Genomic DNA, 13490 nt, shown 5'->3' with positions numbered 1-13490 from the left:
CATGCCTTTGACAGTTTCCTGTCACCACCGGACGCCCTCCGGAACGACCCCAAGCTCCCTACTACCACTGTGGTCTCAATAGGGTATGGCGCTTCACCGGACCTCCCGACACGATGCGTTACCTCATGCCGGTAGCCCAACCCCGCCCACGCCAAGGAATGGACGGTCCACTCCTGCCCGAATGCGTGGGCACGAGAGTCAGGATAGGTCGGATTTGGGGGAGGAGGATAAGTTTTGTGAGGGTGTCGCCAGAGCTTGGTGAAATGCACCTGAAGCTCTGACGTACTTTCTGTGGTTAGAGCGGCGCTAACCGCCGAAACTTCGGACCAGACTGCCTGCGATCAGTTGCCAGCCGTCGACAAGCACAAAGAAGATGAGCTTGAAGGGCAGGGAGATCACGATGGGTGGCAGCATCATCATACCCATGGACATAAGAACGGATGCGATCACGAGGTCGATGATCAGGAACGGGAGATATAGCAGGAAGCCGATCTCGAAGGCGCGGCGCAATTCACTGATCATGAAGGCCGGTACCAGAACGCGGAGGCTGAGATCCTCTGGTGTTTCTGGGGTAGGGGCCTTGGCGAGTTCCTGAAAGAGCAGCAGATCAGATTCACGGACTTGCTGGCGCATGAACTGATGGAACGGTTCGGAGGCACGCTCAAATGCTTCCTGCGGCTCAATGGTTCCTTCAATCATTGGCTTTGCGCCCAGATCCCATGCGGTTTCAAAGGCAGGCATCATGACGAATGCTGTCAGGAACAATGCAAGGGAAAGCATGACTGCGTTTGGTGGAGCAGTCTGCAAGCCGATGGCTGAGCGGAGCAGGGAGAGCACCACAACAATACGTGTGAAGCTCGTCACCATGATCAGGATGCTTGGTGCAAGAGAAAGCACCGTTAACAGCATGACCAGCTGAACGGCGCGCTCTGTTACGGAATCGCCCTCTCCACCGCCGAAGTCAATTGAGATGCTTTGTGCGGCGGCAGGACCAAACCAGAAAAGCAAGAGAGCGAAAACCAAAAGGCCAATTTGCCCTTTGCTTCCGCCCAACTTTGCTTTCATCAATCCCGCAAAATTATTTAGTGTTGGCCTCAATGTCATCTAGCAGGTCTGCCATTTCCTTTGCGATGCCATCCATGGCTTCTTGCGGGTCGTCTTTAGGTGGTGTTCTGTCTGTTTTCTTTGCAGCGGGCTTTGAAGCTTTTGGCTTCTCTTCCTGTTTTGGCTGCTTAGCAGGCTCTTTGGCCTTTGCAGCTTTTGCAGGCTTCTTCGCTTCAGACTTCTCGGCTGGCTTTTCTTCTGTTTTTGCAGGTGCCGGCTTCTGGTCCTCAGCTTTCGCTGGTTTTTGCTCTGTTGCTGGTGCGGTTTCTGCTTCTGCCTTGGTTGCAGGTTCTTTTGCTACAGGCTCTTTTGGTTGTTCGGCAGGTTTTGCCTCAGCTGCCTTTTCTGGCGTTGGAGCTGGTTTTTCAGCAGTTGCCTGCTTTTCCGGTGTTGCAGCAGGTTTATCTGCTGGCGTTGCTTCCGGCTTTGGCTCTTCCTTTTTTGCGTCCTGTGCTTTGGCTGGAGCCTCGTTGACACGTGGACGCATGAAGGCGCTGGCTGCCTTTGCTGCTGGGCCATTCATTGGTGGCCGCATTGCAGCTTTTGGAATTGGCTTGTTGGATGGAGCTGTCTCAACCTTTGGCTCTTCAGCTTTTGCAGCAGGCTTTTCAGCAACGGGTGCCTTTGGTTCAGCGGCCTTCGGTGCTGGCTTTTCTACAGCAGGCGCTTGAGGCTCAGCTGCATTTGGCGCTGGCTTTGGCTGGTTGAAGCCAACACTACGAGCAGGTGCTGGACGTGCGGAGATCGGACGGGCTGCTACCTTCTGAACACCGCGTGCGCCGCCAATGGTTGGCGTTTGAAGCGCTGTTGGCTTGTTTGCTGTAGCCGCTGGAGCAGGAGCTGCAGCCATCGGCCTGGCAGCGCGTATTGGCGCAGCCTGTGGTGCTGCGATGACTTTCTCGCGCTGCGGTGCTGCAACAGTTGGTGCTGGCGCTGCCACTGCTGGCTGAACAGGTGCCTTGGTTTCAGGTGTCTGTTTTGGATCCGGGCGCGTAACTGGTGTTGGCTTTGGTTCTGCCGGAGCTGGAGCCGGGGTTGGCGCTGGAGCTGCCTCTTCCCCCCAGTTCAAGCGAGCAGCGGGCTCTTCAGGTGTCTGGGCTTGCTCAACAGATGCTGGTGCCGCACCGGTTTGGCCATTGCCAGCAAACATCTGTCCGCGTGGTGGTGCGGAAACAGGCATGCCGCGGATGATGCCTTGTTCGACCACAACATCATTTGCGCCACCAATCATGATGAGGTGCTCGACATTATCTCTGCGCACGAGGAGAAGTCTGCGCCGCGCATCAATGTCAGTTGCATCCATGATAGCCAGACGAGGCTGGCGGCTTCGCGAACCTTTGTAGCTGGTTCGGGCAAAGCGTTTCAAAAGCGGAATGCAAACCGCGATGAGAACCGCGATAATCAGCATGGCCAGTACGACAGCAAGAAGCTGCGCGCTTCCCTGAGACATACCGGTGGTTTGGGCCAGCCAGTCAGGCATGAATGTTCCTCAACTCGTATTCAACATTCAGCGGACCATCTGCATGAGCAAACAGCCCGGAACTGGGGTACGAATCCCCGCATTAACTCATGCGCGCATTTGTAACCTATAGTTTATGTAGAATGAACAGTTTAGAAGGGTGAAGTTTGTGGCGTTACCCGAGTTTTTGCGCGAAAATCGCGAAATGGGCCTCTTGGCTAGGTGAATTTTGCTAGCTGGGCAAAATTTTCCACTCCCGCTGCCGCAATTCTTAATAGGTTCTGAAGGTGTTGATTCTGTCCGGTGACTCGCCGGAGCGTGATTTTGGCTATTCCCCTGCTTTTTAAGGATTCTTCGGTGTGTAATTCTTAATGGAACCTTAATATTAACCTTTTGTTAACCATTGCCTAGGCACTTTCTTCCTAGTTTAATTTAACAAATCTGTTCTCATAGGTTGTGCTGTCAGATGGCCTTAACTGATCTCCCGATGTTTCAGGCGTTGCGCCAGAAAATGCAATGGCACCAACAACGTCAGGGTGTGCTTGCGGAAAACGTCGCAAATGCGGACACGCCGGGATACCGCAGTAAAGACCTTAAGGAACTGAGCTTCTCCGACATGGTGGATGCCGAGCAGGGAACCGGGGCGCTGCGCCCTGTGGTGACCAGTGCCGGGCATATTACCAGTGGAGGCATCAGCGCGGGCGTTGGAACGAAAGTTTCCAAGGCGTCCAGCTTTGAGAGAACACCGGATGGCAACAGCGTGGTTCTTGAAGAGCAGATGATGAAGATCGCTCAGAACCAGATCGACTACCAGACTGCGACGAGCCTTTATTCGCGCAGCCTTGGCATGTTGAAGAGCGCGCTGAAGTGATGATTGAGAGCAGTTGCTGTGGTGTGAGCGGCATCAGAGCAAATGTGGGAGGGACCCATGGATTTTATTAAGTCGATGTTTATTGCGGCGTCCGGTCTGAAAGCTCAGACGGGCCGTATGCGTGTGATCGCAGAAAACATTGCGAACGCTGATTCCACTGGTCAGACACCAGGTGAGGATCCGTATCGCCGTAAGGTTCCTACATTTTCCAGTAGCTTTGACGCCAAGGTTGAGGCAGAGCTGGTGAAGCTTGGCCGGGTTCGTGAGGACAAGAGCGAGTTCAAGCTGCGTTATGAGCCAGATCATCCGGCAGCGAACGACAAAGGCTATGTGAAAATGCCGAATGTGAACACGCTGGTTGAGATGGCGGACATGCAGGAAGCCACACGTTCTTATGAAGCAAACCTGAACGTGGTGAAGTCTTCCCGCTCCATGATGCAGAAAACACTCGACATTCTTAGAGGTTGATGACCGGTTGGCTGACACCGGAAGGAGATACAATCATGTCTAATGCTTCTATTGCTGCAAGTGCATATGCAAACACAGCAAAGCTGAGCAATCCGCTTGAAGCTGCCAGTGAGTCTGGTGATAAGAGCGGCGCCTTTGGCAATATGGTGCAGTCTGCGATCAGCGAGATCAATGAGAGCGGTCAGATTGCTGATGTGCAGTCTCTCGATCTGCTGCAGGGCAAGGCCAATGTGGTTGATGTTGTGACCGCTGTTGCAGAGACCGAGCTGGCTCTGGAAACTGTGGTTTCTGTTCGTGACCGGGTTATTTCTGCGTATGAAGAAATTATGCGGATGCCAATCTGATTGGTTCGCTTTATGTGAGGTGTCAGTGAACTAAGGGAAATGGTGGTTAGAACACAATGACCGGAGCAGAAGTGCTGGATATTGCCAGCGAAGGCATATGGACACTTATTCTGGTGTCGGCTCCCGTTATGCTTATCGGGCTTCTGGTTGGTGTGATTGTGGCGCTGTTTCAGGCACTGACACAAATTCAGGAACAAACGCTGGTGTTTGTCCCGAAGATCCTGAGCATCTTTATTGCGTTGCTTGTGACACTTCCCTTCATGGGGGAGTTGATGAATTCTTTTACAAACCGCATTGCCGGGTTGATTATCTCCGGATATTGAGCGAGATACAGCGCAAGGCGACGCGCATTCTGGGGGCATTTCTGTGACGATCAATCTGGATTTTTTACCGGTGATCGTCGTTAGCTTTCTGCTGATGTTTGCGCGTATTGGTACGATGATCATGCTCGTGCCGGCGTTTGGTGAAACCTTCATTCCCGTTCGCGTTCGTCTGACCATCGCTCTGCTGCTGACCTATGTGTTCCTGCCAATCAACTCCAATCTCTATCCTGATGATGTGATGAGCAGCTTGCCCAAGCTTCTGGCGTTGCTGGGCGGGGAGTTGATGGTTGGGTTCTTCATTGGTTTGTCCATGAAGCTGATTTCCTACGCGCTCTCAGTGGCTGGAACGATCATGGCGAACCAGTCCGGCCTTGCGTTTGCGATGGGTGGGGATGCGACGAACTCCGGCCAGCAAGGGGCGTTGATGGGCAACTTCCTCAACGTGCTTGGCATCTGCATGGTGTTCGTCACGAACCTGCATTACGTGATGATTGCGGCCATGCAGGACAGCTTTGTGCTGTTTCCGCCCGGCAATCCGCTGCCGGTTGGTGACCTTTCTGCGCTGGCGGTTGAGACGGTGACGCACATGTTCTCCGTGGCTGTGCGTCTGGGTGCGCCGTTTATCGTGGTCGGGATTGTGTTTTACTTCAGTCTGGGCTTGCTGAATAAGCTGATGCCACAGATGCAGATCTTCTTCATCGCCATGCCGGTCAACATCATGATCGGCTTTGGCATCTTCCTGCTGCTGCTTTCTACTTTGATGGGTTACTATCTGTCAGAGTTCCGTGAAGCACTTCAGCCGTTCCTATTGAATTAGCGAGGAGCTGATGGCTGAAGATACCGACGATTCGGAGAAAACCGAGGACCCCACGCAAAAGCGACTCGATGATGCATTCGAGAAAGGGGACATACCAAAATCGCAGGAAGTGAGCTCGTGGTTCTCGTTGGTGGGGACCGCTTTGGTGATTTCTTTCCTCGCGCCCACAATGGTTTCGAGCGTTTCTACGATTTTAAAGGGATTTTTTGCCCATGCGGACACAATTGCTGTTGATCCGGGTGCGCTTGTTTTCCTTTTAGAAATAACTGGGCCCGAAATACTTGGTGTGGTGGCACTGCCGTTGCTGACGCTGATGGCGCTCGCCGTGGTTGGAAACGTGGTTCAGCATAAACCGCTCTGGACTGCGGAGCGACTGAAGCCGAAGCTGAACAAGATCTCGCCGCTTTCGGGGATGAAGAGACTGTTCTCAAAAGACAGCCTCGCCAACTTCCTGAAGGGGCTGGTGAAGATCATTGCGGTGGCGGCGGTGGTTTTTCTGGTGTTGTGGCCGGAAAGAGACCGGTTGGACACGGTGGTGTTCCGAGAAACGGGCCTTGTGCTGGAGGAGGTTCGTGAGCTCGCCATTATGGTGATTGGGGCAATTCTTGCGCTTATGACTGTTGTTGCCGGGGCCGATTTGGTCTGGCAGCGCAAAAAATGGTTCGAAAAGCAAAAGATGACCCAGCAGGAAGTGAAAGAGGAATACAAGCAATCTGAGGGTGATCCCAAGATTAAAGCCAAAATTCGAGAGTTGCGCCTTCAGCGTTCACGCAACAGAATGATGGCAAGTGTGCCGGATGCGACGGTTGTTATTACAAACCCGACCCACTACGCGGTTGCTCTGAGCTATGAAGAGGGCATGGGAGCGCCGCAGTGTGTTGCGCTTGGGGTGGATGACCTGGCGCTCCGCATTCGAGAGGTTGCGAAAGAAGCTGATGTGCCGATCGTGGAGAACCCTCCACTGGCACGTGCGTTGTACGCATCGATTGAGTTGAACGATTATGTGCCTGAGGAGCACTACGCCGCGGTTGCGAAGGTGATTGGTTATGTCATGCAGCTGCGTAAAAAGAGGAGCTGGCGGTCTTAACAGCGCGGGAGTGCTGGAGTGTCGGCTTTTGAGCGGATTATTCTCATGGCGAAAAAGTCAAGGTGTCTGCGGGTAGCCGTAGAGAGGGTAAGATGACAAAGACCGAAGCGCGGCGACCTGAGCCGGTGATTGACAGGACAGACAAGGGGGGCAGCCTTGGGGCCTTGATGCTGCTTGCACTCGGCCTTGTCGCAGCAACAGCCGCTTTCGCGTTGATGCGCAAAGAACAGGCCGAGCCCTACATTCTGGGGCTGCTGGGTGTTCTGGCCGTGGTTGGGGTGTTCTCGCTGTTTGCCATGGCCATAGGCCTGTTACGGTTCATCTCCAAATCCCACCGCAACCCACTGGCCGAATCCTTCATGAATTCGCTGGATGACGGCGTGTTGCTGGCGGATCATAATGGCCGCATCATCTACGCCAACCAATCCTATGCTGAGCTGACGGGCGCGCGCGGGCCAGCTGATGTGCGCACGGTGGAGCGAGTGTTCTCCTCGGATCCTGATGCTGCAGATGCCATATTCCGGCTTTCGCAAGCCGTGCGAACCGGGCGATACGCGACAGAGGAAGTGCGCCTGCCGAATGCTGTTGGTGAGGTTGCCAGTGGTGCGCGCTGGTATCGCATTACCGTTCGCCCGCTGGAACAGGATGCAGCTGTTGGCGTGGATAGCGGCATTACCATCTGGCAGGTTTCCGACATTACCCGTGATCGCACCGAGCAGGAAAACTCCTTCCAGGAACTGCAACGCGTGATCAACTTCCTTGATCATGCGCCGTGTGGCTTCTTCTCCTCTGACAGCACCGGTAAGCTGGTGTACCTGAATGCGACCCTTGCGGACTGGCTTGGTTATGATCTGACCCAGTTCATCTCCGGCGAACTGTCTTTGAAAGACATCGTGCGCGGAGAAGGGGCGGCTCTGGTTGAAGCTCTGCAAGGTTCTGAGGGTGAGGTTAAGACTGAGAGCTTTGATATTGATCTGGTGACCCGCAGCGGCACAGGCCTGCCGGTTCGCCTTGTGCACCGTGTTCCGTTTGGTGCTGATGGCCTTGCTGGAGACAGCAGGACGCTGGTGATCAACCGATCTGCTGGCAATGATGATGAAGAAGCGCTGCGGGCAGCTGAAGTGCGCTTCTCCCGCTTCTTCAACAACACACCGGTTGCGATTGCCTCTATCGACAAGAATGGCCGCGTTGAGCGCACCAATGGTCCTTTCATGCGTCTGTTTGAGCAGGGCGAGGGCCTTGGCAAAGACGTGAAGCTGACCGAGTTTGTGGCTGAGAATGATCGTGCTGCCTTGCAGGGCGCGCTGGAAGAAGCTGCGCTGGGCAAGAGTGAGATTGCTCCGCTGGATGTTTCGCTTGAGGGTAATGGTGATCCACGTTCCGCGACCTTCTACGTGTCTGCTGTTCAGGACGGGCAGGCTGGTGAAGATGCGGCTGTGATTTACGTTCTTGAGACCACACAGCAGCGCGCGTTGGAAGCACAGTTTGCGCAGAGCCAGAAGATGCAGGCGATTGGCCAGTTGGCTGGTGGTGTTGCGCATGACTTCAATAACGTTCTGACCGCGATTATTGGCTTCTCTGACTTGCTGCTGGCAAGCCATCGTCCGACGGACCCGGCCTTCCAGGACATCATGAACATCAAGCAGAATGCGAACAGGGCTGCGGGACTTGTGCGCCAGTTGCTTGCGTTCTCCCGCCGTCAGACACTGCGTCCGCAGGAGCTGGCGCTGGCGGATGTGCTGGCGGATGTTTCCATCCTGCTGGATCGCTTGCTGGGTGAAAAGATTGAGCTGAAGCTGGTGCATGGCCGCGAGCTGTGGCCGGTGATGGCTGACGTGAACCAGCTGGAACAGGTGATCGTAAACCTTGCGGTGAACGCCCGTGATGCGATGGAAGGGGGCGGTGAAGTTTCCATCCGGACGCTGAATGTGGATGAGGATGCGTCCAAGACCTACGAGAATACACGCGGTATGCCTCCGGGTGAGTACGTGCTGATTGAGGTGGCCGATAATGGTCATGGCATGTCACAGGATGTGATGGACAAGATCTTCGAGCCGTTCTTCTCAACTAAGGATGTCGGCAAAGGAACAGGCCTTGGGCTCTCCACTGTTTATGGCATTGTGAAGCAGACCGGCGGTTATGTGTTCTGTACCAGTGAAGTAGGTGTCGGCACTACGTTCCGCATCTTCTTCCCGCGCCATATCACCACCGAGAAGGAAGAGGTGGTTGAGGTTAAGCCTGAGCAGGAAGCGACCGAAGCGGACCTGACAGGTTCTGCGACCATTCTTCTTGTTGAAGATGAAGAGGCTGTGCGGGCCTTTGCGGCACGCGCCCTGAGTGGTCGGGGCTATGAGGTGTTTGAGGCAGGTTCTGGCACTGAGGCGCTGGAAGTGATGGAAGAGACAGGCGGGGCGGTTGATCTTGTGGTTTCTGATGTTGTGATGCCGGAGATGGATGGACCGAGCCTGCTGATTGAGCTGCGCAAGACGCGTCCTGATCTGAAGATTATCTTCGTTTCCGGTTATGCAGAGGATGCATTTGAGAAGAACCTGCCAGCAGAGGAGAGCTTTACCTTCCTGCCGAAGCCATTCACGCTGAAACAGCTGGCGACCACGGTGAAAGAAACGCTGGAAGCCAAGACGCAGGAACGGGCTTAGTTTTTTCTGACTTTGAAACAAAAAAGCCGGAGCCTATTCTGCTCTCCGGCTTTTTTATGTCTGTATGCGTTGCTTGTTAAACACAGCCGGAAGAGTTTTCCGCGTTGGACTTCAAGCGCTGCAGGCTCTGCATGGAGCCTGGGTTGCCTGGCAGTTGGAAGGACTGTTCCTGCGAGGTGTAGATGTTGTTGACCAGCGCGAGGTCCTGCACAACGTTGGTGCTGCACTGTGTGCCAGAGAAGCGAACGCGGATGCGGTAGGCGCGCTCACCGGAATCTGATGGGCCAAACTCATTGTCGAGCACAGCGTTGTCACCGCGTACATAGCTTTCCATCACCACCATGTTTGGTTCGTTTTGCTGAACGATGGTGCCCTTGGCGCTTGCGCTGTTGACCAGAGTGGTGCGCACAACTTCAGGCGAAGCTTTGATCTGAATGGTTTGAGAATCGGCGTCCGCGCGGATGGATGGTTGCCCGCTGCGAGTGGATGGGCCGCTTTGGCAAGCTGCAAGAGCTGCAGTTAATCCGATAAAAATAAGTTTCTTCATAGCGTAAATCCTGCGGGTGACAAAAGCCGATGCAACTGCCGCCAACCGCGAAACTCTGTTGGGCGTGATTTCAATGGAACCACCCAATAAATTGGATTGGCCTCTTTCACATATGCGCGCCAGATGGCGTTTTGATGAGTACTATATGACCACAAGATGCAGATGCGCCAATAAAAACACAGCGATGTAAAGTTCTATAGCTTTAGAACACCTAAAATAATCGGGGCGGAAAAACAACGGAATCTTTCGATCAAAGAGACGTGAAAACCTCTGCATGTATTGAGTTGATTGGAAGCGTGGGGAAAGCTCTGCACAAGGGGCTAAAGCAGTTCGCATTTTAGTTGAGACACATGAACTGCATTAGCCTTTGATCTTGCGTATCTTCATCTGAAATCCGGTGCCCACTTTTCAGCGATACGCTTTAGACCACAAAAAAATCCGGGCTGGAGACACCAACCCGGATTCTTATGAGGCAAATGCCTGCAAAAACTTAATCGGTCAGACCGCACGCGATCTTTGTTGCAAGTTTTGCGTTGTTCTTAACCAGCGCAATGTTGGTTGCCAGACTGCGGCCTGCTGTGCGCTCGAAGATGTCCTGCAGAACGAATGGTGTTACGTCCTTGCCGGTGATATTCTGTTCTTCAGCAGCCTTGATGGATGCATCGATGAACACCTGCATTTCGTCAGATGGGATTTCATCTTCTGCTGGAACCGGGTTGGTTACCAGCATGCCGCCGTGATCGCCAAACGTTTCGCGGAACTTGATCAGCTTGGAGATGTCGTTTGCATCATCCAGACGGTAAGGCGCTTTGATCTTGGAATCGCGGGACCAGAATGCTGGTACGTTTTCACAGCCAAAGCCGATGACCGGCACGCCGCGGGTTTCCAGAACTTCCAGAGTTTTCGGGATGTCGAGCAGCGCTTTTGCACCAGCGGAGACAACACAGACAGCGGTGCGGGACAGTTCGTCCAGATCTGCGGAGATGTCGAAAGTGGTTTCAGCGCCCTTGTGCACACCGCCGATGCCACCAGTTGCGAAGACGCGGATGCCAGCAGCGTGTGCTGCCATCATGGTTGCTGCCACTGTGGTAGAGCCGTTCTTGCCCAGAGCCATTGCGAAGGACAGGTCCGCTCGGGAGCATTTCATCACGTCTTTGGCGTTGGCCAGCTCGTCCAGAGTTTCGTCTTCGAGGCCGACGTGGAGTTCACCGTTGAGCACTGCAATGGTTGCAGGAACGGCACCGCCGTCGCGGATGATCTGTTCAACTTCGCGTGCTGTTTCAACGTTTTGCGGGTACGGCATGCCATGGGTAATGATTGTGGACTCCAGCGCAACGATTGGAACGCCGCTGCTGAGAGCTTCTGCAACTTCTTTTGAATGATGGATTTTAATTGAACTTCCCATGGTTTTCCCAGTCTTTCGTATGTTGTTGGTGCTTAGGCATGTTCTAATAAACGAGCTTTAAGCGATTGGGGTGAAAGCGTTTCCGGCGCGGCGCCGGTCGCTTCCACTGTAATGGATGCAGAAGCAAGCCCGCTCTTTACTGCTGAATATGGGTCTTCATTGAGGCAGCTTGCATAAAGAAAGCCTGCAATGAAGGCATCACCGGCGCCGGTGACATCCACGGGAACAACAGAAAATGGAGTGTGCGAACTTGTGCTGCCTACACAGTGAAGAGCCAGTGGCTTGTTGGCGTTGCTGACCAGAACGGTGGGAATACCTTTCGCAGCCAGCTGTTGGGCCAGCTCTTCTGCGGAAAATTCCCCCGGCTCGCAATCCAGCAGGGCCGTGGCTTCATCTGTGTTGGTGAAAAGAATGTCAATTTGGGAGAGAAGGGAACGGAGTTTTGGTGCCTTTGCTATTGAGACCGTATCAGCGGCCAGAAGGCGATCCCCTTTGGAATTGGCGAGCGTGAGAAGCGTTTCTTCTTCCAGATTGGTTTCACAAAGCCAGATATCGCAGTTCAGCAGTGCTTGCGGAATTGGATTTGCTTCTGAAAAACTCACTCTGGAGGTGATCTCGCTGTCCGAAATGGCTGAGAACAGTGTGCCATCCGGGTTGTGAAGGGCCAGATAAGATCCGGTTCTTCCGTCAGGTACTGTCTTGATGCTGGATGTATTAATTCCGCATTCTGACAGGCTTTTTGCGAGGAACGCTCCGTCGGCGTCGTCACCCAGACATCCATGCATTGTCGGCTGCATGCCCAACCGCGCCATGGCGCGTGCAATGTTGGCTCCAACACCTCCTGCGCGGGACATAATTTTCCCTGGTGTTGAGGTGTCCGGTTTGAACGGTCGATCTGCATGGGCAATCCTGTCCAGATGGATTGCTCCGATTACTCCGACCTGCTTAGACGACATAACCAATTCTTCCTCCCGACATCGAAAGACCGTTGATATGCAAGTTGGTTGGTCAAAGCAAGCTACGAGCAAATACAGACTGTGGGTGATGTATCAAAAGTGCATTTTTGCGGTTTGATTCCAGATGCATGCCTCTAAACAGGTGTCGGGAAAAGTTATCTACATGTTGAACAATAGGAGAACGTATTGAAATTAATCCATTTTTATTAGTTAGTTATCAGGTATTGCGAAGTCGGAACAAAGTAAGTACAAATAACTGACTTTGAAACTGCACGTCCATCGTGAAATAAGGGATGAGAACGTATGGCACAAACTTCACTTCGCCTTGTTGAGGGCAATCAGATGGACAAAAATAAAGCACTGGATGCAGCGCTTTCCCAAATTGAACGAGCCTTTGGTAAAGGCTCCATTATGCGCATGGGCCAGGGACAGGCCGTAGAAATCCAGAGCGTTTCGACTGGTTCTCTCAGTCTGGATATCGCGCTGGGCATCGGCGGTTTGCCTAAGGGACGTATCATTGAGGTCTACGGGCCTGAAAGTTCCGGTAAGACCACGCTGGCGCTCCACACTGTGGCATCTGCGCAGCGCGACGGCGGCATCTGCGCCTTTGTTGACGCTGAGCACGCACTGGACCCGGTGTATGCACGTAAGCTTGGCGTGAACATTGACGACCTGCTTATTTCCCAGCCGGATGCTGGTGAGCAGGCGCTTGAGATTGCAGACACTCTGGTTCGTTCCGGCGCGATTGACGTGCTGGTGATCGACTCCGTTGCAGCTCTGACGCCAAAAGCTGAACTTGAGGGTGAGATGGGCGATTCGCTCCCAGGCCTGCAGGCTCGTCTGATGAGCCAGGCACTGCGCAAGCTGACCGCATCTATCTCCAAATCCAACACCATGGTGATCTTCATCAACCAGATCCGTATGAAGATCGGCGTGATGTTTGGTTCTCCTGAGACGACAACCGGCGGTAACGCGCTGAAGTTCTACGCTTCTGTACGTCTGGACATCCGCCGTATCGGTGCGATCAAGGATCGGGACGAAATCGTTGGTAACCAGACCCGCGTGAAGGTGGTGAAGAACAAGCTGGCACCTCCATTCAAGCAGGTTGAGTTTGATATCATCTACGGTGAAGGCATCTCCAAAATGGGTGAACTGCTGGATCTTGGTGTGAAAGGCGGCATTGTCGAGAAGTCCGGGGCCTGGTTCTCTTACAACAGTCAGAGGCTGGGGCAGGGGCGTGAGAACTCGAAAACCTTCCTGCGAGAGAATCCTGAACTGGCGGAAGAGATCGAACTTGCGATCCGGCAGAATGCGGGTTTGATTGCTGAAGCGATTGATGATCCGGAAAAAACTGCGGAAAACCAATAGAGTTTAGAGGGGTTGGATTTATCCAGCCTCTTTTTTTGTAGGGTTTTATGGACAGATTTGCTGCAGATGGCTAAAACGCGGCAG

General features: G+C 53.6%; 13 protein-coding genes. 8 read left to right on the top strand and 5 right to left on the bottom strand.

Annotated elements, in window-relative coordinates; all coding sequences use genetic code 11:
* Window positions 1-306 precede the first annotated feature (306 nt).
* On the bottom strand, window positions 307-1065 hold the full coding sequence (gene fliP / locus PSE_RS19925; protein WP_014286459.1) for a flagellar type III secretion system pore protein FliP: 759 nt from the start codon (window positions 1063-1065) through the stop codon (window positions 307-309).
* Window positions 1066-1078: 13 nt separating this feature from the next.
* Window positions 1079-2584, bottom strand: a complete 1506-nt coding sequence (locus PSE_RS19920; protein ID WP_014286458.1) for a flagellar biosynthetic protein FliO — start codon at window positions 2582-2584, stop codon at window positions 1079-1081.
* A gap of 445 nt (window positions 2585-3029) precedes the next feature.
* Between PSE_RS19920 and flgB the strand changes: the two genes are divergently transcribed.
* The 7 genes from flgB to cckA all read left to right on the top strand — a co-directional run bounded on the left by flgB (window position 3030) and on the right by cckA (window position 9130).
* Complete coding sequence (gene flgB, locus PSE_RS19915) at window positions 3030-3434, top strand: flagellar basal body rod protein FlgB (RefSeq protein WP_075701806.1); 405 nt, start codon at window positions 3030-3032, stop codon at window positions 3432-3434.
* Window positions 3435-3476: 42 nt separating this feature from the next.
* On the top strand, window positions 3477-3902 hold the full coding sequence (gene flgC, locus PSE_RS19910; RefSeq protein WP_037036190.1) for a flagellar basal body rod protein FlgC: 426 nt from the start codon (window positions 3477-3479) through the stop codon (window positions 3900-3902).
* 35 nt (window positions 3903-3937) lie between these two features.
* On the top strand, window positions 3938-4246 hold the full coding sequence (locus PSE_RS19905) for a flagellar hook-basal body complex protein FliE (protein WP_041769109.1): 309 nt from the start codon (window positions 3938-3940) through the stop codon (window positions 4244-4246).
* A gap of 56 nt (window positions 4247-4302) precedes the next feature.
* Window positions 4303-4569 (top strand): flagellar biosynthesis protein FliQ, encoded by a 267-nt coding sequence (gene fliQ / locus PSE_RS19900; RefSeq protein WP_008547725.1) that lies wholly within the window; start codon window positions 4303-4305, stop codon window positions 4567-4569.
* Window positions 4570-4612: 43 nt separating this feature from the next.
* Window positions 4613-5386 (top strand): flagellar biosynthetic protein FliR, encoded by a 774-nt coding sequence (gene fliR / locus PSE_RS19895; protein ID WP_014286454.1) that lies wholly within the window; start codon window positions 4613-4615, stop codon window positions 5384-5386.
* A 10-nt stretch (window positions 5387-5396) separates the two neighbouring features.
* Window positions 5397-6473 carry a flagellar biosynthesis protein FlhB gene (gene flhB / locus PSE_RS19890; protein ID WP_041768702.1) on the top strand — a complete coding sequence of 359 codons (1077 nt, stop codon included), beginning with the start codon at window positions 5397-5399 and terminating at the stop codon, window positions 6471-6473.
* 92 nt (window positions 6474-6565) lie between these two features.
* The gene (gene cckA / locus PSE_RS19885; RefSeq protein ID WP_008547951.1) at window positions 6566-9130 is read left to right on the top strand and encodes a cell cycle histidine kinase CckA; all 2565 of its coding nucleotides are present in this window, start codon (window positions 6566-6568) and stop codon (window positions 9128-9130) included.
* Between the two features lie 76 nt (window positions 9131-9206).
* On the opposite strand, the gene PSE_RS19880 is transcribed toward cckA, so the two are convergent.
* The 3 genes from PSE_RS19880 to PSE_RS19870 all read right to left on the bottom strand — a co-directional run bounded on the left by PSE_RS19880 (window position 9207) and on the right by PSE_RS19870 (window position 12038).
* A complete protein-coding gene (locus PSE_RS19880; RefSeq protein WP_041768701.1) occupies window positions 9207-9677 on the bottom strand; it encodes a hypothetical protein in 471 nt (156 codons plus the stop codon).
* A 490-nt stretch (window positions 9678-10167) separates the two neighbouring features.
* Entirely contained in the window at window positions 10168-11082 is a 915-nt protein-coding gene (locus tag PSE_RS19875) for a pseudouridine-5'-phosphate glycosidase (RefSeq protein WP_014286451.1), read from the bottom strand.
* Between the two features lie 32 nt (window positions 11083-11114).
* On the bottom strand, window positions 11115-12038 hold the full coding sequence (locus PSE_RS19870; RefSeq protein ID WP_014286450.1) for a carbohydrate kinase family protein: 924 nt from the start codon (window positions 12036-12038) through the stop codon (window positions 11115-11117).
* Between the two features lie 303 nt (window positions 12039-12341).
* Between PSE_RS19870 and recA the strand changes: the two genes are divergently transcribed.
* Window positions 12342-13406, top strand: a complete 1065-nt coding sequence (recA, locus tag PSE_RS19865; RefSeq protein WP_014286449.1) for a recombinase RecA — start codon at window positions 12342-12344, stop codon at window positions 13404-13406.
* The last annotated feature ends 84 nt before the right edge of the window (window positions 13407-13490 follow it).

It is taken from the genome of Pseudovibrio sp. FO-BEG1 (assembly GCF_000236645.1).
Taxonomy (GTDB): Bacteria; Pseudomonadota; Alphaproteobacteria; order Rhizobiales; family Stappiaceae; genus Pseudovibrio.
The sequence above is the reverse complement of the archived record's forward strand: the minus strand, read 5'-3'. Positions and strand labels throughout refer to the sequence as shown.